Genomic DNA, 19,372 nt, shown 5'->3' on the forward strand with positions numbered 1-19,372 from the left:
ACGCATGGACTACATCCCTCAACGGCGCGTGAACGACACCTGGCTGGCTGCGGCGAGGAGATCCGAGGGCATGGCCGAATCGGCGACCACCACACGCTCGAAACCCACTGCCGTGGCGATATCGCGCAGGCGCTCGCTGCTGACCACGGCCACGGCCTGGACCAGCCGGCGCCAGGCCGGCGCGATCAGCGCACGGTGCAGGTGATCCAGGGCCTCGGCGCTGGAAAGCAGCACCGCCGAGCGCCGGGTGAGCTTCAGCAGGGGATCGATATGGCGGCGATCCAGTCGCGGCGCCACGCGATGGTACACATGGATCTCGCTGAGCCGGGCGCCGCGTGCCGCCAGTTGTTCACGCAGCACGCCGCGCCCGCCGGGTGCGCCGATCAGGGCCACGTGACGCCCCTGGATGTCGGCCAGTTCGGGCAGCCCCAGCACGCCTTCGCTGTTCTGCGAGGCCTCGGGAAACCGGGCATCCGGCAGGTTGGCGGTGCGCAGGGCGCGGGCCGTGCCGCGACCCACGGCGATGACGACCGCACGGGTGGCGAGAGGCAGGACATCGGCAGCGAAGCGCACGGCGGCGGGGCTGGTGAACACCAGCACGTCGCCCTCCAGCGCCCGGCGCAGTTCCGCGTCCACGGCGCTGGCGTCCTCGGTGGCACGCAGGGAAAGGCCGGGCACGCTGACGGGAATGCCGCCCAGCTTGCGCACACGCCGGCTCATCGGCCCCGCCGTGCCGGCGGGGCGGGTGATGACGACCGTGACGTTACGAAGCGGCTGGGTACGGCTCACGTGGGGGCATCCTGCGGGTGATACGGGAGCATAGGAATATGGGGTCGGCTGCACCAATGCCGAAGGTTGGGTCGCCATACGGATGCGAACGGTTTGCCTCGCCTCGTAGACTTGCCCGCTTATGACCTCGACAACCCACGATCTCGCCCTTCTCGAGCGTTTCATCCTCGACGGCATACCCCTCGCGCAGGCCATGCAGGTGCGCCTTGCCGAGTTCGATGGCGAGCGCCTGGTCATGACGGCCCCGCTTGCGCCCAACATCAACGACAAGGCCTGCGCCTTCGGCGGCAGCCTGGTCACCCTGATGACCCTGGCGTGCTGGAGCCTGGTCGAGACCATGCTGCGCCGGCGTGGCAGCGACTGCGACGTGTTCGTGGCCGATTCGACGGTGCGCTACCTCGACCCGGTCTGGACCGATCTGCGCGCCGAGGCCCGGCTGGCGCCCGGCGCGCGCTGGACCTCGTTCTTCGCCATGCTGGACGGCAAGGGCCGCGCCCGCGCGGACTTCACCTGCATCGTACCGGGCGACGACGGCAAGCCGCTGGCCAGCATGGACGCGCGCTTCGTGGCCAAGCGCCGGGCATAATGCCGGCCGACGCCCCGAAGGACACCGCCATGCGCCGATTTGCCCTGCCCGCTGTTTGCTTCGCCCTGCTCAGCCTCAGCGGCTGCGCCACGGACAAGCGCAACCAGGCGCTGACGACCACCCTGCAGAATTATGCGGGCTCGATCCGCTGGGGCGATTTCACGGGTGCCCAGATCTACATCGACCCGACCTACGCCGAAGAGCATCCGCTCAGCTCGATCGAACAGGGTCGCCTGGCCCAGCTTCGCGTCACCGGCTACGACGAAGGCGGCGGCCCTCGCCCTGACGGCGAAAACGAAGTGGTGCAGGTGGTCCAGATCAGTGTCGTCAACATCAATACGCAGGCGGAGCGCAGCATCGTCGACCGCCAGCGCTGGCATTACGACCGCGAGAAGGGCAAATGGCGGCTGATGACCGGGCTGCCGGACTTCACGGTGCACTGAAGCCGCTATAATCGACCGTTTAGCCCTGTTGGCACGCGGAAGACCCGATGAACGACGTACTGCACAAGTTGCCCGAGTTCGTGAGCAACCATACCGCGCTGGTGGCGCTGTTCGTGGTCATCCTGGCCGTGTTGATCGGCGGTGAGGTGTCCCGTCTCTTCCGCAAGTGGAAGGGCCTGACCCCGGCCGGGCTCACCCAGCTCATCAACCGCGACACGCCGCTCATCATCGACCTCTCCGCCAGCGCGGACTTCGAGAAAGCGCACGTGCCCGGCGCGAAAAACGTGGCCATGAGCCAGTTCGATCCGGAAACGCACAAAGACCTGAGCAAGGCCCGGGAGATGCCGGTCGTGCTGATCGACAAGGACGGCCGTGGCGTGGGCAAGGCCGCCAACCGCCTGGTCAAGGCCGGCTTCGCCCGCGTGTTCGTGCTGGAGGGCGGTACCTACGCCTGGCAGGCCGCGCAGCTGCCCACGGCCAAGGGCAAACGCTAAAAGCCTCCGGAACACCGGTAGCCCCGGCGCGTCACTACATGCCGTGGATGCCCGCTCGGCTGCGCAGGATCGCATCCAGCACGTCGGGCGCCAGGTCGAACGAATCGAAATACAGCCGGTCTTCCGGCAGGCCCGCCTCGACGAACCGCTGCCGCCCGGCGGCGATCATCGGCGGCGGGCCGCTCATGTAGAGGTCCACGCCGGCCAGGTCCGGATGGTCGGCCAGCAGCGCCTCATGCACCAGTCCCTCGCGCATGCCGCCGGCCCGAGCTGCTTCGGCATCGGAAAGTACCGGGGTGAAGGTCAGGTTGGGCACCTTGTCGGCCCATGAGCGGACCAGGTCCCGCAGGTAGAGGTCGGCCGCGATACGCGCGCCCCAGTACACATGCATCGGGCGACGCGTGCCCAGCGCGATGAAGTGCTCGACGATGGCCTTCACCGGCGCGAAGCCGGTGCCGCCCGCCATGAACAGCATCGGGCGCTCCGAATCCTCACGCGGCACGAAGGTGCCCAGCGGCGCCTCGATGGCCAGGCGATCCCCGGTCTGCAACGACTCGTAGACCCAGGACGTAAACCCGCCGCCCGGCACGTGGCGCACATGCAGTTCGATCAGGCCATCGCGGCGCGGACCGCTGGCGATCGAGAACGGGCGATGCTTGCCGTCTTCCAGGATGACATCGAGGTACTGGCCGGGCAGCCAGTTCAGGCGCTGGCCGTCCACGGGCTTCAGCCAGATACCCACCACGTCGGGGGCGAGCATGCGCCGCTCGGCCACCGCCGTGTCCAGCCGGCGGTGCGGAATGTCCTCCACCGAAGCGATCTCGCGCACGCGGATGGCGATGTCGCCACGCGGCACGGCCTGGCACAACAGGATGGCGTGATGCTCGCTCTCCGAGGCGGACAACGCCACGGGCGGATGGTGCGGGTAGCCGCAATCGCCCTCGACGAGGGTCGCCTTGCAACTGCCGCAGACGCCGCCACGGCAGGAGTACGGCAAGGCGATGCCCGCACGCTGCGCGGCTTCGAGCACGGTTTCGTCGGTGTCGGCGTCGAAGCGCTTGCCGGACGTGGTCAGGGTTACGGTGGGCACCCGCACATTGTAGGACAATGACAGCTTGCCCATGGGACGACGCTGCATATGGCCATCTGGAAACACCCTGTCGACCTCGACCGCCTCAACGGCTGGAGCCGCGGCACGATGATGGAAACCCTCGACATCCGGTTCATCGCCTCGGGTGACGACTGGCTGCGCGGCACCATGCCGGTGGATCACCGCACGCAGCAGCCGTTCGGCCTGCTGCACGGCGGCGCGTCGGTAGTGCTGGCCGAAACGCTGGGCAGTTCGGCAGCCCTGCTGACGCTGGACGTCGAGAAGCAGGTGGCGGTGGGCCTGGACATCAATGCCAACCATATCCGCGGTGTACGCGGTGGCCTGGTGACCGGCACGGCGCGGGCGGCGCACCTGGGCCGGACCACGCAGGTGTGGGAGATTCGCATCGAGGACGAGGATGGCAAGCTGGTCTGCCTGTCACGCCTGACCATGGCCGTGGTCGCGGCGCACGGCCGTGCTCTGGGAAACCTTCGCTCGTGAGCGAAGGCGCGCCCTACGCCGCCCTCTCACCCGATGTCGTGCTCGCGGCCGTGGATGCCACGGGCCGCTGGAGTGATGGCCGGCTGCTCACGCTGAACAGCTACGAGAACCGCGTCTTCCAGGTGGGACTGGAAGACGGTGGTTTCGTAGTGGTGAAGTTCTATCGTCCGGGCCGCTGGACCGATGCGGCCATCGAAGAGGAACACGCCTTCGCCCGCGAGCTGGCTGGGGCGGAACTGCCGATGGTGGACCCGCTGGTGTTCGAAGGTCGCAGCATGCTGGTCCATGCCGGTTACCGCTACGCGGTGTATCCACGCCGCGGCGGGCGGGCGCCTTCGCTGGAATCGCCCGACCAGCTCATGTGGCTGGGCCGGCTGCTCGCCCGCATGCATGCCCTCGGCGCACGCGAGCCATTCCGTGCCCGTGGCACGCTGGACCGGGCGACGATGATCGACGCGCCGGTGCGGGCCACGCTGGGCTCGGATCTGTTGCCCGCCCATCTGTTCGACGCCTATCGCCATGCCGCCGAGCGTGTCGCGGAGGCCGTGGCGAACCGCATCGAGGCGGTGGGACCCGTGCACCGCATCCGCCTGCATGGCGACTGCCACCCCGGCAACGTGCTGTGGACCGACGCGGGGCCGCACTTCGTCGACCTGGACGACGCGCGCATGGGGCCGGCCGTGCAGGACCTGTGGATGCTTGCCGGCGACGACGCCATGATGGATGCCCTGCTCGAGGGCTACGGCCAGTTCCGTGACTTCGACCCCACCGAGCTGGCGCTGGTGCCGGCCTTGCGCGCGATGCGCCAGGTGCACTACGCCGGATGGATCGCCGAGCGCTGGCACGATCCCGCGTTCCCCGCCGCGTTTCCTTTCGCGGCCGAGTCGCGCTGGTGGGAACAGCACATCGCCGACCTGCACGACATAGCCGACGAGCTCTGATACCCGCCCGCCTTTTCGTTCCTGCCCTTGTACCCCCTGTTTTCGTGGAGACCGCCTTTGAATTCCTTCTTCACCCGTGTCATCGCCGTGTTCGAGATCGCCGGCGGCCTGTTCGGCCTGGTCCACCAATTCGAGCGCCTGCTCAACGGCCGCTTCAGCGGCGTGGATGCCATCGTCGCCGTGCTGGGCGTGCTGCTGTTCGGCTTCATCCTCGTGGCGGGCGTGCTGCTGGCCAGCAACGACGGGCGTGGCACCTCGATGTCCATCTGGGCGCAGTTCCTGCAGGCGCCGCTGGTGGCCACGCCGGTGTTCAGCTACGCGCTGTCCAGCGGCGCGTTCGCCAATGTATCGCTGACCTTGCAGCGCTCGCCGCATCTCGGCTTCGACTGGGCCATCGCCGAGCACGGCTGGCTGCTGGCGCTCGGCGGGCCCTCGGCCGCGCACCTGGGCATCAACGTGCTGGCACTGGTTTCCTGGCTGGTGCTTCGTTTCGGCCGCTGAACCGCGGCATCCCCGCTATCATGGTCGGATGAACACGTCCTCGCTGCCCGTCATCCGCCTCAAGACCGACCGCCTGCCCGGCCACCCGTGGGTCTGGTCCGCCCAGATCGTCAAGCCCGACGATCGCCTGCCGCCCGGCACCGTCGTCGACGTGCACGACGCGAAGGGCCGCTTCGTCGGCCGCGGCTTCTGGAACGGGCATGCCCGCGTCGCCCTGCGCCTGCTCACCACGGATCCCGACCAGGCCGTCGACGAGGGCTGGATCGCCGCACGCATCGCGCGCGCCGTGGAACTGCGGCGCGGGCTGCTCCGCCTGGACGAGGTGAGCGACGCCTGGCGCGTGGTGCACAGCGAGGGCGACGGCCTGTCGGGCCTCGTGGTCGACCGCTATGCCGACCATCTCGTGGTGGAGTATTTCGCCGCCGGCATGTGGCGCTTCCGCGAGGTCGTCCATGCGGAGCTGCAGAGGCACTTCCCCAATGCCTCGCTGTACTGGTTCGCCGAGCAGCATGTGCAGCGCCAGGAATCGTTCGACGTACGCTCCAATGACGCCCCCGCCGCCGTGGACGTGAAGGAGCACGGCCTGTCGTTCCACGCGGCACCCGGGCTGGGCCACAAGACCGGCTTCTTCGCCGACCAGCGCGACAACCGGCTGCGCTTCGCCCGGCTGGCCCAGGGTCGCCGCGTGCTGGACCTGTGCTGCAACGCCGGCGGCTTTGCCGTCCACGCGATGAAGGCCGGCGCACGCTCGGCCATCGGCGTCGATGCGGACGCCGCCATCCTCGAGGTGGCACGCGAGAACGCCCGCATGAACGATGTCGAGGCCAGCTTCGAGCAGGGCGACGTGTTCGAGTGGCTGCGCGCCGCGATCGCCCGCGGCGACACCTGGGACGCCATCGTGCTCGATCCGCCCAAGCTCACCCGCGACCGCAACCAGGTGGTCAACGCGCTGAAGAAATACTTCGCCATGAACCGCACGGCGCTGGATGTGCTGGCCCCCGGCGGCATCCTGCTGACCTGCTCGTGTACCGGGCTGGTCGGCGAGGACGATTTCCTCGAGATGATCCGTCGCGTAGCCCTCAACGCGGGCCGCGATATCCAGGTCCTTCACGTGGATGGCGCCGGCGCGGATCACCCGGTGGCGAGCAACGTGCCGGAGAACCGTTACCTCAAGGCGGTGTTCTGCCGCGTGGGCTGACGCCGCGTTCACCGGGTCTTGATCGCCCGCCGGATCACACTCCGGCCATGTCCCGAAAGCCGCCCTCCGACGCCCTTGTGGTCGTCTCCGCCGAACAGGCCCACGCGAAAGCGGCGGGCCTTGTCTACGTCTGCGATACCGACCAGGGCATCACGCGATGCAAGCGGGGCCGGGCGTTCGCCTACCTGGACGCGAACGGCAAACGGATCACCGACGAGCAGGTGTTGACCCGGATTCGCTCCCTGGCCATTCCGCCGGCGTATAGCCGCGTGTGGATCTGCCCGGACGAGCGTGGGCACCTGCAGGCCACGGGACGGGACGCACGGGCACGCAAGCAGTACCGGTACCACGTGGAGTGGCGCAACGTGCGCGACCGCGGCAAGTTCGAGCGCATCCTGGAGTTCGGCAAGGTGCTGCCCACCCTGCGGCGGCGGCTGCGCAAGGACCTGGCGTTGCCCGGCCTGCCCCGGGAAAAGGTGCTCGCCCTGATCGTCAGCCTGCTAGAGGAAACGATGATCCGCATCGGCAACGATGTCTATGCGAAGCAGAACAAGTCGTTCGGCCTGACCACCTTGCTGTCGCGCCATGTCGCCGTGCACCGCGGCCGTATCGACTTCCATTTCCGCGGCAAGAGCGGGCAATGGCGCGATGTTCAGCTGGACGATCCGCGCCTGGTCAAGGCGGTGCGCCGGGTGCAGGAATTGCCCGGGCAACGCCTGTTTCAGTACCTGGACGACGAGGGGCACCGACAGCCCGTCGATTCCGGCATGGTCAACGACTACCTGCGCGAAGTCACCGGCGGCGAATTCACCGCCAAGGACTTCCGCACCTGGGGCGGCACGGTGAACGCGGTGGCCACGCTGGCCGGCACGCCGCATCCCGAAAAAGGCGGTGACACGGCACTGCGCGCCACCCTCGCCGGCGCGGTCAAGCAGGTGGCGGCGGTACTGGGCAACACGCCAGCGGTCTGCCGCGCCTCGTATATCCATCCGGAAGTGTTCGCGGGTTGGCTGGACGGCGAACTGCACCGGCATGTGCCGCCGACCGGGGCACATGCCTCGCGCAAGCTGGAGGCCTTGACACTCGCATTCCTGCGCCGCCGCCTGCGTGCATCCACCCGCTCCCGCTGAGCCCGGCGGATGGCTATAGTGCACGCAAGGGGGATCGGGTTCCATTTTTCAGGGGTTGGTTTGACGATGTGGCGGTGGAAGGCGTTTCCCGTAGTGTTCGGCCTGGCAAGCGCATCCGGTGCCATGGCGCAGGAGGCGCCCGTGGCGCCACCGATGGTATTTCCCGATGCGCAGAGCCATCGCGGTGTCGTCGACGACACCTGGATCGTCGCGCTCAAGCGTCTCCCGGGCGCCAGCCTCATGGCCGTGAAGAACTACGCGGACGAGGGCGACATCGCCGCCGGTGTATCGCTGCGTTATCACCTCGACGATGCCGACTGGATCATCGCCGACGTCTTCATCTACCCCGCCGGTGAAGGCGATACGACGAAAATGCTCAAGCAGGCCGCCGACGATTTTCGCGAATCCGTGGCCTACGCGGAGCGTCAGGAGATCTACCGGAACGTGTGGTGGGGCGACGAATCTCCCTACACGGCGGCACTGGGGGGCGGCAGGAAACTCCAGGGCCGCTTCCTGCCGATCGTGTTCGATGCACAGCAGGACATGCTCACCTCGCGCGCCTACCTGTTCTATCGCAAGCTGTACTACATCAAGATCCGGCTGAGCACGACGGTGGAGGCGGTCGACTCCCTGGCCGAGCGTGCGGACGGATTCATCGGCAGCCTGCTCAACGGCGTGGACATCGTCAGTGTCGGCGGCTGCGGGCGAAAGATGGATATCGTGGCCCTGCCCAGCGGCCAGCGCGCACCGGCGGATTTCACCGACGGCGTGAGCCCGGATGGCTTCGGTATCGCCATCGCGATGTCCCGACCGGGTGGACCGACGTACGCCACACAGATGAGCAAGACCATGGTGACCGCGGCGAGGCGCCAGCTGGCGACGGGCTGCACCTCGCTGGATTACAAGCCGCCGGGTGACGACGCCACGCATGCGGTGCTTCACCTGAAGTTCGGCCCGAACGACTGGGGTGCGTCACCCAGGCATTGAAGGAAGAAGCGGCCGGGACGCGTCCCACGCCCGGCCGCTGACGTTCGCCGATGGCGGCCGGGCTCAAATCCTTGAGCCACACCGCGCCACCGGCGGCGACAGCAACATCATGCCCGCCGATATCGCGTCGGGCTATGGAAGGATTCTGAAAAATCGCGCGTCTTCGCCTGCGACCCGCCTGCACGCCATGCCGACCGCCGGCCCTTGTAGACTGGCGCCCCGTCCCGCCCGAGCCTGCCGATGAACCCGAAACCGCGACCGTTCTCCATGATCCGCGACTTCGCGCTGGCCGACTGGTTCACGCTCGGCAACGCAGCCAGCGGCGTGGGCGCGCTGTTCTCGACCATGACCTACCTGCAGGAAGGCGGTGTGTGGCACCTGTACATGGCGTGCGGACTGGTGTTGCTGGCACTGGTGTTCGACGTGCTCGACGGGCGCATCGCCCGCTGGCGCCAGCGGGCATCGTTGCTCGGCCGTGAACTGGACTCGCTGGCCGACGTCATCTCCTTCGGCGTCGCGCCCGCCGTCATCGGTTACGGCTGCGGCATGCAGGGCGGCCTGGACCGCGCCATTCTGCTCATGTTCGTCTGCTGCGGCGTGTCGCGCCTGGCCCGTTACAACGTCACCGCGGAAGGACTGGCCAACGACGAGGGCAAGGTCACCCACTTCGAGGGCACGCCCATCCCCACCTCGATCCTGCTGGTGGCGGTACTCTGCGCCGCGGCCGGTGCCGGCGCACTGCACGACGCGCTGTGGCTGGGCAGCGTGCGCCTGGCCACGCTGACGTTGCATCCGCTGTCGCTCATGTTCGCCGTATCCGGTGCGCTGATGGTCAGCCGCATCCGCATTCCCAAGCTCTGAGGCCGCTCAGGCTGCCGACGCCGGTCCGACCACGGGCACGCGACGCCACGCGCGCAGGCCCATCACCGCCAGCACCACGAAGGCGGCATAGAGCACCGCCGTGATAGGCAAGGCCTTGTACACGTATTCGCCCACATAGATCACGTCGACCACGATCCACAGCCACCAGGCCGCCACGTGCCGACGTGCCTGCCACCACTGTGCGACGAGGCTGAAGGCGGTCAGCCCGGCGTCCAGCCAGGGAAGCGACGCATCCGTCCAGCGATGCATGGCGTAGCCCAGCGCGAGCGCGGCCGCCAGGCCTACCCCCAGGTGCAGCGCGGCGCGTCGTGGCTCCAGCGCGGCGACGCGCACATGGCCGTCGTCGTCCAGGTGGCGACGCCAGCGATGCCAGCCGTAGAGGATCAACGCCGCGAAGATCGCCTGCAGGAGCGTGTCCGAGTAAAGCTTCGCGTCGATGAAGATCCACGCATACGCAACGACGGACACCAGTCCCACGGGCCAGCACCAGGGATGGCGCTGCGCGGTCAGCCACACGGCCGCCGCGCTGACCAGGGCAGCGGCACCTTCGAACCACGACAGCTCAAAGCTCATACGTCACCGACAGGCGCGCAAGGCGCGGCAGGCCGGGAAACAGGTAGGCATCGCCACCGGACGTGCCCGTGTCACGCCAGTAGAACCGGTTGAACACGTTGTCGACATTGAGGCGCCAGGTCATCGCATGGCCGCCGACGGCGGTGGTATACCGCAACCCGGCGTCCACCACGTGGTACGCCGGCACCCGGGTGGAACCGTCGGGCGTGGCCACGTTGCTGCTGGCATAGCGCCAGCCGCCCAGGACGGCGAGCCCGGGCGCGAAGGGCAGGCTGTAATCGGCATACACGGCGGTGCGCCACCGCGGCACGTTGACCACCTGGTGATCTTCGTAGGTGGGTGCACCGGTGTTTTCCGCGCGCGCGCGGATGACGTTGGCACTGGCGGTGATCCGCAGGCGATCGGTGACACGGCCGGCCAGGTTCATCTCGATGCCCGTATGGACCTCCTGCCCCTGCTGCACGAAGGTGAAGCCCTCCGCCGTGCCGTCGGGGCGCGCGAACTGATAGGACTGGCGAATGCGATAGAGCGCGGCCTGCAGGTCCAGGGCATCGTTCACGGCGTACTTGATGCCGGCTTCCGCCTGGCGGGAATGCAGCGGCGCCAGCGTCGTGCCGCCGTTGGAGGTCCAGTACGGCGCCTCGCGGCCCAGCGAAAGGCCTTCGCCATAGCTTACGTAGGTGGTCAGCGGTGCGGTCGGCTGCCACAGCACGGCGGCCTGCGGCAGCGTCTTCGTCTGGCGGGTGGCACGCTCCAGGGCGCCGGCACTGTCATACGCCCGCTCGTCCAGCCGGACCAGGCGCGCGCCAGCCAATACCTGCCATTGCTCACCCAGGTGGACCCGGTCGATCGCGAACAGCGTGCGCTGCCAGCTGGTCAGCCGGCGCACCGAGGCGCCGGGCTGGTTCGGCGAGGGATCGAACACGGGCACCACCGGATCGTCGATGTTGGCGGTGCCCACGTAATCGTAGACGTAGGGACGCTGGTCGACGGTACGCCGGAACGCCGTGGCACCCAGGTTCACCTCGTGGTCCAGCGCCCCCGTGGCGAAACTGCCCGTGACCACGCCGCGCACTTCGTCGTTCTGCCGCGTGTCGTCGGGGCTGCGGAAGTCGTAGACGTCATAGTCGCCGTTGGGCGCGAAGAAATAACCCGGCGTGGCGCCCGAGGCGCACGACGCGGCGTAAAAACAGCCATAAGCGAAAGCGACGTTGTCGTCGATCGCCGTATGGCTATGTCCTGCCGACACCTGCGCGTTCCAGGTGTCACTGAACCGGTAATTGAAGCGAAGCGACGTATTGCTCGAATGGATGCCGACCGGGCGCTGCCATGGCTGGTAACCCAGCAGCCGCGTGCGATGCGGCTGCGGCGGGATATCGGTACCGCCCAGCAACTGATAGCCGGAAACCGAACGACCGCCGCTGGTCTGGTAGTCGGTATCCAGCAGCAACGTGGCCCGGTCACTGATCTTCCAGTCCACGCCGATCGAGACGAAACTGCGCCGGGCATCGGTGTGCTCGACCACGCCGTGGGTCTTTTCGTTGGCGGCGTTGACGCGCACGCCAAACGTGGGCGTGAACCATGTACCCAGGTCGAGTGCCTGGTACGCGGAACCATGCGAGTCGGTGCCTAGCGTCAGCGTGTGGACCTCGGCCGGACGCTTGCTGACATAGTTGATCAGCCCGCCCGGCTCGACGACGCCGGCCTCCAGGCCGCCGAGGCCCTTCAGCACTTCCACGCGCTCCTTGCCTTCCAGCGCCTGCAACTGCTCCGCCGACATGATCATGCCGTTGAAGCGGAAACCCGTGGCAAGGTCCAGCGGAAAACCGCGGATGGACACGTCCTGGTAGTAGCCGGCCGGCGCGTAGTTGTCGTTGATGGCGGCGTCGCCGCGGACCAGTTCGCTCAGCGAACGCGGCTGGCGATCGTCGATCTGCGCGCGGGTGATGACGGTGATGGCCGCTGGCGTGTCGTGCAACGTGGCACTGCCGAAGCTGCCGAAGGTATCCAGCTGCGAATCCGCTGCGCGATACCCGTCCGCCGTGTTGGCGTGCACGTCGACTGTGGGCAAGGTGCGCGCCTGCGCGGGCGGCGCGGTGTCGTCGGCCGCCCATGCCGACGGGGCGAGCGCGATCAGGGCGAGGGCAAGGCGGGTACGGGCAAGGGTCATCGTCGTCTTCGTGGGCAGGAACGAAGCGACGGCGCACCGCGCCGCCCGCAAGGACGTCCGTGGTGCAGCAAGCTCCCTACGCCGGTATTAACCGGGTCAGGTTCCAAGGGACTCTCTCAGCCCGGCATTCGCCCGGCACCCCCGCTTCTAGAACGCCTATTGAACCACGAAAGCACGATCGGCGTGGCGCAGGGCCTTGAGCAGCGCCTGCCCTTCATCGCCGGCGAACCACCGCGCATGACCCAGGAGGAACGTGTAGTAAGCCACGTCGGCATGGTCGCGGCGGCGCGTGACGCCTTCGAAATACTCCACTTCGGAGAGGGCGAAATCCACGTGGACCACCGGCAGCACGTCGGCGAGCACGGCAAGGTCGTCCGCGCCGAGGGGCCGCACGGAGCGGTAACCTTCCACGAGGGCCAGCGCCAGGTCGGTACGCGCGATCGCCTCCTGCCCCAGGTCGAGCCAGGCGATGGCATTGCGCTCGATGGCGGTGGCCAGGTCGAACAGGGCGAAGGTGCGTGCGCAGAGGCCGAAATCCAGCACGTCGGTGATCCGTGCCTCGTCGCCGGCGTCACTCCAGCACAGGTTGGACACGTGCCAGTCGCCATGTGTCCACAGGGGGGGCTGGCGGGCGATCCCGGCGGCAGAGCGCACCTGCCAGGGCTGGAGGGCCGCCGCGATCTCGCTGCGCCAGTCGCGTTCGTGCAGGTAGGCCGCCAGTGCCGGCCGCATCGGCAGCTGGGCCGCCAGCGTACCCAGCGCATCCCGTGCGCCGAGGATGTCCGCGCGGGCCACCAGCAGCTGCGTGCCCCGCTGGGGCGCGTCGAAGCCCTCGGCGGCGAGGTGCAGGCGGGCCAACATGGCGCCGGCGACCCTTGCGTGTGCGATGCCGCCGATGGGCGACCACGAGAACGCATCGCGGTAGACGTCCGTGCCGGTGGCGCATCGGTGCACCTCGTAGACCCAGTCGCCCTGGGCGACGGCGGAGTGCCCCGCGGCGTCGGCCAGCACCGCCGGCACGGGTATGCCCCGTGCGCGCACATGCCCGGCGAAGCGATGTTCCTCGCGCAGCGTAAGGACGTCACGTACCCGCCGGTGATGCCGCTTGACGAAGACCTCGCCGCCCGCCGTGGCGACCCGGGCCGCCGCGGACAGCGGACGTGGGCTGTGCCAGAGGATGGGGCCCGTCGCACCCAGCGCCGGATAGCCCACCAGTACCGACGAGACCTCGTCTGCAGCCAGGGGCGGCCAGTCGGGAACCTGCTGGTCGCCGGCCAATCCATGGGTGAAATGCGCGTCGTCGATCATGGGTCCAGTGTAGCGATGGGCGCCTTCCGCGTGCCGAATCGGCAAATTTGTCAAATTTCGCTCCATTCGATGGCGATGGCGCCGATAACCCTTCAGACTAGAACCGTGGATCGTGGAAAGTGCCGCTTCCGGCAACTTCGATCGATCCAATCGGGAGGCTGGTGGGGGCGGATGTGAGAGCAAACAACACGGAGTCGTTGGACTGGGGGCGTAGCATCGCCGTGGCGGGCGCGTATGCGGCCTGCTATGAGCTCACCCGGAATGTCTCGTTCTCGCACTGGATGCTCCCAGCTGGCCTGCGTCTGGCGTGCCTGCTGCTGGTTCCCCGCCGTTTCTGGCCGGCCCTGGCGGTCGGCGAGTTCTTGCCGATCGCCGAGATGTCGGCGCTGCACGCCTCCATGCTGGGCGTGATGTGGGCAGTGCTCAACTCGTTTCCTCCGATCGTCATGTGCATGCCCGCCGTGATCTGGGTGCAGCGGCGGGCATCCCTGCTTCGCGCCGACGGCAGGATCAACATGGGCATGATCCTTACCGCCACGCTGCTTTGTTCGCTTTCGGTGACCGCTGGCAACATCGTGGCCTACCTGACCGTGAAGCCAGGCGACGGCTCGCCCCCTCCCGATCTCACTGCCCAGATCGTCCTGGCCTGGCTGCTGGGATGCTACCTCGGTGCGCTGGCGCTGACCCCTACGATCCTCGCTCTGCGCGAGCGGCTGATCGATGCCGGACACAAGGTGAACTGCCGCGACGTGATGACCAGCCCGCTCATGCGCGACATGGTGTTGATCGCCGTGCCATGCCTGGTCGGCGCCATGGTCGCCGCCTCGTTGACGGAAGGCGCCTGGCTGCAGGTGGCACGTATCGCCATGGCTGTTCCCATCCTTGCGCTGACCCTGCGCCACGGGTGGCACGGCACGGCCATCACGGGGTTGCTGGCCAGCGCCGCCATGGCCAGTACCTCGTTCGAACTGCAGGACCCTTCGATGATTCGCGCGCAGGTGGTGATTGCCTTCGTGCTGTCGACCGCCCTGCTGTTCGGCGTCCGGGTGGCTCGCCGCCTGGCGGCGAGCCACGTTCCGGCTATTCAGGGGGCGGGTTCGCGTACCGGCTGAAACCGCCTCTGATCGTTACGGGCCCTTGGATGTGCACTCCGATGCGTTCTTGCAGTCCGCCTGGGCCGCCATCAACCGCACGGTTCCATCCGCCTGCGGTGCGATGAATACCTGCACCGTCTCATCCTTGTAGACCGTCTCGCCAGATGTGCTCGCGGCGACCGGAAGCGGCTCGTCCGGGGTCGCCACATTCGTGGCATCCGAACCGACCGGCGTACCGACCAGGGCATAGGGAGTGCGGGCTACGGCACCCCGCACCTTGCCCGTGGTGTCGTTGACCTGGATGTAGCGCGTAGTCCCGCGCTGGAACACGTAGACGTGGTAGTTCGGACTCAGGCTGACGTCGGTGGTGCCGGGCCAGGACTGGCCGAGGCCCGACGATGCGGCGTGGGCCTGGTTTTGTGCATGGGCTAGGCCAAGACCGAGCGTGGCGACCACGAGAACTGCAAGGGTGGAACGGACATGGCTGTACATGGATGACTCCTTTGGGGGTTGGATGGAACGCGTCGGTCGCGGGACATCCACGACCGACGCGTCCACTGTCCCTCAACGCTTCCGGCGGCCATGAGCCGGCTGCCGAATACGCTCACAGCTGGAGTCTCTTAACACTCAAGGCGTGGTTTCGATCTCCGTGGCGCGTGCAAGCCAACCCTTGAGAGCCCAGCGCCCGAGCAGTACCGCAGCCCCGACATTGAGCACGGCTTCGGTCGGCCACGTCATGGGATGGCTGGGTTGCATGTTGGCGAAGGCCACCCACAACGCGTTCACGTTGACCAGGGAACCACAGCAGATGATGCCGCAGCATATTCGAGCCCCTCTCGCCTTGGTGCTATCGGTGACCAGCCACAAGGCACTGATCGCGATCAGGCAACACGAGATGAGGTTGATGAGAACGAGTGCCACGATCACTTGTCTGCTCCCTTGAAGATGCCACCGAGAAAACGACTGGCTGCCGCTTCGCCATATTGATCCAGCAACTTCTGCGCGAGGATCGTCACGTTGAGGCCGAAGCAGCCGACGAGGAATGCCACGGCCGCCTTGAGGTCGAGGTCGGCATCGGGCAGGTACTGCTTGTTGAGCGCAGGGGACAGGAACACGGCGAGCATCGCGCCGCAGATCACACGAACGATGGCCCTGCCCTGCGACTTGCCGCCGTACAACGCGACCGGCATGATCGCGCCGCCCACCGCCGCCATGAGCAACCACAGACTTGCGATGCCTTCCATGCTCATCATCGTCTCCTTATGGGTCCCCGACACGTTCCAGCGTGCCGCTCCAGGCTATCTCGCCGCGATCGAAGCGCACGCCGATCGATCCTGTCGCCAACGACGTAAGCGTCAACTCGCCCGGATAGAGCAGCCTGCAAAACGCGCCGCCGTTCTGCGACACCTTGAAACGAAAGGTGTGGACATCGGCATGCGCATCGAGCGGGGTGGCAACGATGCGGCAGGCCGCCGGCTCGCCGAAACGAAGCGATACCGAGTCGCCATCGAAACCCGCCACCACATGCATGGCCCTTCCTTTCGTGCTGTTCGCCACGCCAGCCCACATGGTGCCGCTCGCGAGTGGCGGAACGGATGCCACGGCATCGAAAACGAACAGACCGGCGACGATTGCCATCGCAACGCGCCCTTTGATTGATATCGACATATGTCGCCTCCCTCCTTTTGATTTACTTTTCGTCGCCGAGCCACACGGGCTTTCGGGTGAACCCGACGTGGTAGCAGATCCACTGCAACACGACCTGGTGCTCGCCGATCTGCAGGATGGTGAAACTCTTTTCCAGGCCCACGATGCTCCCCTTGGGTGACTCGCTCAGACAGCGATTCAATAGCGCCCTTGCCTCTTCCACCTGGTCGTCGGTACTCATCTGGCTCGGGTTGTTGCTGCCGACGACGATGCGCTTGACGAAGCGGATGTCGGAAAGATCGAACATGGTTACTCCTTCGCGTGATGAACCGCGACGCGTCCCTGCGTCGCGGTCGCTACGTCACCGTCAGGCGGTGGCCGGTTCCTGCCTGCCCTCGGCGACGGGCGGCGCCAGGCTCCTGACCCGGGGCTCGCACGCGGTCTGCATGATGTCCATCACGCGTGCCAGACCTTCGGGCATACCCTTGTCCTCGGCTTTGACGTTGAGGTGGTACTTGGCCGAGTTGTCCGACGAACGCGTGTTCTGCATGTGCGAGGACATCGACCCGGCCACCTTGGCGTTCAGCGAGAACGCACCGACCTTGAACCCCGTCTCCACGCTGAAATCGGCGTTTTTCTTCTTCTCATTGGTTTCCGCGAAAGACGACTTCACCTCCATGTCGAACGTGATGTCCACCGTGCTCACCGCAAGGTTGGGCACCTTGACGATGGAGAGCAGCGGCACGTCCATCGATACTTCTTCCTCGCCGCTGGTGCCGTCGGGATTGATCACCGGCCGCTTGAAGCGGAACGCGGCGGTACGCGTTTCTTCCGAGGTGCCGTCGGCGCTCTTCTGGAAACCCACGGTGCGGATGAAGTCCGCCGTGGCCTGCGCGAGCTTGATCTGCGCGTCGCAGGCGGCACCTAGCGGCGCACCGATGAGGTCTCCCATCGGCAGGCCCTGGAATTGCTGGGCGATGTTGACCATTTCGGACATGTGAAGCTCCTTTTCTGTGGTTTACGACGTGACACACGCCATGTGCATCACGGTCCGGTACGCGGGTGGCATCACTCCTCGTACCTGAACGTCTGGAACACGCCCTGGGTCTGTGCCAGGTGGTTCATGAGGCGCGCCGTGCCTTCCGTGGGATCGGTACCCTCCACACGCATCACCACGTGCACCGAGCCGGACTTGTGCTCGCTGGAACGAATGGTGGTGTCGACCTGCACGGTGGGACGCCTGCGCTCGCCACGCCGCCCCCAGGCCAGCGCGTCCTTGATGGTGTCGCCTTCGGATACAGCCTCCGCGGCGCTGTCGGTGAGGCTGCCGATATCGACATCGAAGCTGATCTCGACATCCTTGATACGCAGCAGGTTCGTGGATACCAGGGGAAGCAATGGCGCGCGATAGAGGTCTTCATCGTCCTCTGTCGCATCCGGACGCATGGACGGCATGCGGATCACGATGCTCTTGGGTCGGTTGTCCTCGTCGAAATAGTCGCCCAGGTAAGCCATCTGCCGCTTCTCGATGCGATCCTGGGCGTCGATGACGGCACTGGCCATGGCTTCGATCAGGCCGGGTAATGGCGTTTGCGTGGGCATCGGTCAGGCACTCCGCGTCGTGTCGGAGGCAACGTCGAAACTATCCACGCGACGCAACCAGCCCTTGAGGAAGCGCGCCAGGCTTGGCCGCAGCGTCACCAGGTTGCGGTAGTAGTCACGACGACCTTCCTGGAAGAGTGCCTGCACACGATGCGCATCCGCCTCCCGCAATGCCTTCATCGTCGCTTTTCCCACCCTGCCGTCGACATGCAGGCGCGGCTGCGCGCCGAGGCTGTTGAGCACGCGTTGCAACAGCCGCGCCGAAGCGGCTCCGGCGTTGACCTGGAAGTCGCACACCATGTTGGCGAGGTGCTGCGAAGCGAACTCGTCACCACGTATCGCGTCCCAGTACAGTGCCTTGTAGATCGTCGCCGCCTGCATCTCGGTGAGTTCGCGCAAGGCGTCGATCGTTGGAGCGATGCCCAGCAGCTCGCGTGCGCAATGGGCGAATGTCGCCAGCGTGATGCCACGGTTCGTGGCACCGCCCGGATCGTTCGGGTCGTTGACGTAACCACCTTCGTGCTTGAAGAGAATGGGGGCGAATCGATGAAAATCGGCCATGATGCTTTGCTTTCCTTGGCGTTGTCTGCCGTTGGGTGAACTATGCGCGACCACTCGCGTCACGCATATCGGTCGCGCACTGATTTGCAGTTAGGTGCACGGTGGCTACGATATCGATCACGCATCCAGCGCAACCAGGCCCTCGCGAATGGCGTAGCGCGTCAGCCTTGCTATGCCACGCACGCCGAGCTTCTCCATCACATGATCGCGATGCGTGCCCACCGTCTTCATGCTGAGGTGAAGCTTTGCAGCGATCTCGCGCGTGCCGAGACCTTCGGCATATAGCCTTGCCACCTCGCGCTCGCGTGCACTGAGGCGGGTGACGCGTGCATCCGGCATGCCGCATCGCGAACGAAAACCATCCACGAGGACATGCGCGATATCGGGACTGACGTAACAGCCGCAGCGAAAAACGTGTTCGATGGCTTCGGCAAGCACCGCGAACGAACAACGCTTGGCCACATAGCCGTGCACACCCGCATCGAACGCCGCGCGCACTGAAGGCGCGTCGTCGTGGGATGAGAGACACAGCATGCGTAATCGTGGCCGATACGCGGCCATGCGACGAACGACGTCGATGCCACGCGATCCTGCCGACAGGCTGCCGAAGATGATGAGGTCGGCGTCGTCGCGCATGCCGAGCCGCGCGCATTCGTCGCCGTCACTGGTGCTACCGACGATGGCGATGCCGGCGTGCCTGGTCAGCAAGGCGGCGACACCTTCGCGGACGACGGCCTGCTCGTCCGCAAGAATGACGTTCAGACGTCCATCCGGACCCGAGCCAGGAGGAAAACGGATGGACGGGGCGCGTGTCGACTGGGTGGCACATGGATTCATGGACATCGATGACATGGGGATGTTTCCGGGGGAGGAAT

At 66.7% G+C, this 19,372-nt stretch carries 25 protein-coding genes and 1 riboswitch; of the genes, 11 read left to right on the plus strand and 14 right to left on the minus strand.

Annotated features, from left to right (window positions below):
* Positions 1-18: 18 nt before the first annotated feature.
* Positions 19-789: a uroporphyrinogen-III synthase gene (locus tag ACVKN3_RS04760; protein ID WP_285405114.1), complete on the minus strand. Its 771-nt coding sequence runs from the start codon at positions 787-789 to the stop codon at positions 19-21.
* A 121-nt stretch (positions 790-910) separates the two neighbouring features.
* Between ACVKN3_RS04760 and ACVKN3_RS04765 the strand changes: the two genes are divergently transcribed.
* From ACVKN3_RS04765 to ACVKN3_RS04775, 3 genes are read left to right on the plus strand one after another with little or no spacing between them, the layout of a single operon-like run.
* Complete coding sequence (locus tag ACVKN3_RS04765; RefSeq protein WP_036137968.1) at positions 911-1,375, plus strand: YiiD C-terminal domain-containing protein; 465 nt, start codon at positions 911-913, stop codon at positions 1,373-1,375.
* Between the two features lie 29 nt (positions 1,376-1,404).
* Positions 1,405-1,818, plus strand: coding sequence for a hypothetical protein (locus ACVKN3_RS04770; RefSeq protein WP_354513818.1), 414 nt, complete (start codon positions 1,405-1,407; stop codon positions 1,816-1,818).
* Positions 1,819-1,865: 47 nt separating this feature from the next.
* Entirely contained in the window at positions 1,866-2,312 is a 447-nt protein-coding gene (locus ACVKN3_RS04775; protein ID WP_285405108.1) for a rhodanese-like domain-containing protein, read from the plus strand.
* Positions 2,313-2,346: 34 nt separating this feature from the next.
* Here ACVKN3_RS04775 and ACVKN3_RS04780 read toward each other — a convergent pair whose 3' ends face one another.
* Positions 2,347-3,450, minus strand: coding sequence for a 2Fe-2S iron-sulfur cluster-binding protein (locus ACVKN3_RS04780; protein ID WP_354513816.1), 1,104 nt, complete (start codon positions 3,448-3,450; stop codon positions 2,347-2,349).
* On the opposite strand from ACVKN3_RS04780, the gene ACVKN3_RS04785 reads away from it, so the two are divergent.
* The 7 genes from ACVKN3_RS04785 (at position 3,451) to pssA (ending at position 9,521) form a co-directional block, all read left to right on the plus strand.
* Positions 3,451-3,903 (plus strand): hotdog fold thioesterase, encoded by a 453-nt coding sequence (locus ACVKN3_RS04785; RefSeq protein ID WP_285405104.1) that lies wholly within the window; start codon positions 3,451-3,453, stop codon positions 3,901-3,903.
* A complete protein-coding gene (locus ACVKN3_RS04790; RefSeq protein WP_354513814.1) occupies positions 3,900-4,844 on the plus strand; it encodes a serine/threonine protein kinase in 945 nt (314 codons plus the stop codon). Before ACVKN3_RS04785 ends, ACVKN3_RS04790 begins: the two co-directional genes overlap by 4 nt.
* Before the next feature lie 57 nt (positions 4,845-4,901).
* Positions 4,902-5,345 (plus strand): hypothetical protein, encoded by a 444-nt coding sequence (locus tag ACVKN3_RS04795; protein WP_285405101.1) that lies wholly within the window; start codon positions 4,902-4,904, stop codon positions 5,343-5,345.
* A 28-nt stretch (positions 5,346-5,373) separates the two neighbouring features.
* Positions 5,374-6,543, plus strand: coding sequence for a class I SAM-dependent rRNA methyltransferase (locus ACVKN3_RS04800; protein ID WP_354513812.1), 1,170 nt, complete (start codon positions 5,374-5,376; stop codon positions 6,541-6,543).
* 47 nt (positions 6,544-6,590) lie between these two features.
* A complete protein-coding gene (locus ACVKN3_RS04805) occupies positions 6,591-7,673 on the plus strand; it encodes a DNA topoisomerase IB (RefSeq protein ID WP_354513810.1) in 1,083 nt (360 codons plus the stop codon).
* A gap of 141 nt (positions 7,674-7,814) precedes the next feature.
* Entirely contained in the window at positions 7,815-8,660 is an 846-nt protein-coding gene (locus ACVKN3_RS04810) for a hypothetical protein (RefSeq protein ID WP_354513808.1), read from the plus strand.
* Positions 8,661-8,900: 240 nt separating this feature from the next.
* Complete coding sequence (gene pssA / locus ACVKN3_RS04815; protein ID WP_285405094.1) at positions 8,901-9,521, plus strand: CDP-diacylglycerol--serine O-phosphatidyltransferase; 621 nt, start codon at positions 8,901-8,903, stop codon at positions 9,519-9,521.
* Between the two features lie 6 nt (positions 9,522-9,527).
* On the opposite strand, the gene pnuC is transcribed toward pssA, so the two are convergent.
* From pnuC to ACVKN3_RS04830, 3 genes are all read right to left on the minus strand, one after another.
* On the minus strand, positions 9,528-10,115 hold the full coding sequence (gene pnuC, locus ACVKN3_RS04820) for a nicotinamide riboside transporter PnuC (protein ID WP_285405092.1): 588 nt from the start codon (positions 10,113-10,115) through the stop codon (positions 9,528-9,530).
* Positions 10,105-12,285: a TonB-dependent siderophore receptor gene (locus ACVKN3_RS04825; protein ID WP_354513806.1), complete on the minus strand. Its 2,181-nt coding sequence runs from the start codon at positions 12,283-12,285 to the stop codon at positions 10,105-10,107. Before ACVKN3_RS04825 ends, pnuC begins: the two co-directional genes overlap by 11 nt.
* 56 nt (positions 12,286-12,341) lie before the next feature.
* Positions 12,342-12,438: riboswitch (TPP riboswitch) on the minus strand.
* Between the two features lie 3 nt (positions 12,439-12,441).
* Complete coding sequence (locus tag ACVKN3_RS04830) at positions 12,442-13,593, minus strand: phosphotransferase enzyme family protein (RefSeq protein ID WP_456991296.1); 1,152 nt, start codon at positions 13,591-13,593, stop codon at positions 12,442-12,444.
* A gap of 197 nt (positions 13,594-13,790) precedes the next feature.
* Here ACVKN3_RS04830 and ACVKN3_RS04835 point away from each other — a divergent pair, with 197 nt between their 5' ends.
* A complete protein-coding gene (locus tag ACVKN3_RS04835; RefSeq protein ID WP_354513802.1) occupies positions 13,791-14,705 on the plus strand; it encodes an MASE1 domain-containing protein in 915 nt (304 codons plus the stop codon).
* Between the two features lie 15 nt (positions 14,706-14,720).
* Here the strand turns inward: ACVKN3_RS04835 and ACVKN3_RS04840 are convergent, their stop codons facing one another.
* The 9 genes from ACVKN3_RS04840 to ACVKN3_RS04880 all read right to left on the minus strand — a co-directional run bounded on the left by ACVKN3_RS04840 (position 14,721) and on the right by ACVKN3_RS04880 (position 19,349).
* Positions 14,721-15,179, minus strand: a complete 459-nt coding sequence (locus ACVKN3_RS04840; protein WP_354513800.1) for a hypothetical protein — start codon at positions 15,177-15,179, stop codon at positions 14,721-14,723.
* Positions 15,180-15,314: 135 nt separating this feature from the next.
* Positions 15,315-15,614 (minus strand): hypothetical protein, encoded by a 300-nt coding sequence (locus ACVKN3_RS04845; RefSeq protein ID WP_354513798.1) that lies wholly within the window; start codon positions 15,612-15,614, stop codon positions 15,315-15,317.
* Positions 15,611-15,937 (minus strand): hypothetical protein, encoded by a 327-nt coding sequence (locus ACVKN3_RS04850; protein WP_036137994.1) that lies wholly within the window; start codon positions 15,935-15,937, stop codon positions 15,611-15,613. The genes ACVKN3_RS04845 and ACVKN3_RS04850 overlap by 4 nt, the downstream gene beginning before the upstream one ends.
* A gap of 10 nt (positions 15,938-15,947) precedes the next feature.
* A complete protein-coding gene (locus ACVKN3_RS04855; protein WP_285405082.1) occupies positions 15,948-16,325 on the minus strand; it encodes a hypothetical protein in 378 nt (125 codons plus the stop codon).
* Between the two features lie 52 nt (positions 16,326-16,377).
* The gene (locus tag ACVKN3_RS04860) at positions 16,378-16,641 is read right to left on the minus strand and encodes a hypothetical protein (protein WP_285405080.1); all 264 of its coding nucleotides are present in this window, start codon (positions 16,639-16,641) and stop codon (positions 16,378-16,380) included.
* A 60-nt stretch (positions 16,642-16,701) separates the two neighbouring features.
* On the minus strand, positions 16,702-17,331 hold the full coding sequence (locus ACVKN3_RS04865; protein WP_354513794.1) for a DUF2589 domain-containing protein: 630 nt from the start codon (positions 17,329-17,331) through the stop codon (positions 16,702-16,704).
* A 71-nt stretch (positions 17,332-17,402) separates the two neighbouring features.
* Positions 17,403-17,936 (minus strand): DUF2589 domain-containing protein, encoded by a 534-nt coding sequence (locus tag ACVKN3_RS04870; RefSeq protein ID WP_354513792.1) that lies wholly within the window; start codon positions 17,934-17,936, stop codon positions 17,403-17,405.
* A gap of 3 nt (positions 17,937-17,939) precedes the next feature.
* Positions 17,940-18,497 carry a glycoside hydrolase family 108 protein gene (locus tag ACVKN3_RS04875; protein WP_354513790.1) on the minus strand — a complete coding sequence of 186 codons (558 nt, stop codon included), beginning with the start codon at positions 18,495-18,497 and terminating at the stop codon, positions 17,940-17,942.
* Between the two features lie 117 nt (positions 18,498-18,614).
* A complete protein-coding gene (locus tag ACVKN3_RS04880; protein WP_354513788.1) occupies positions 18,615-19,349 on the minus strand; it encodes a response regulator transcription factor in 735 nt (244 codons plus the stop codon).
* Positions 19,350-19,372: the final 23 nt, after the last annotated feature.

The sequence above is a fragment of the Luteibacter sp. PvP120 genome (assembly GCF_054055715.1).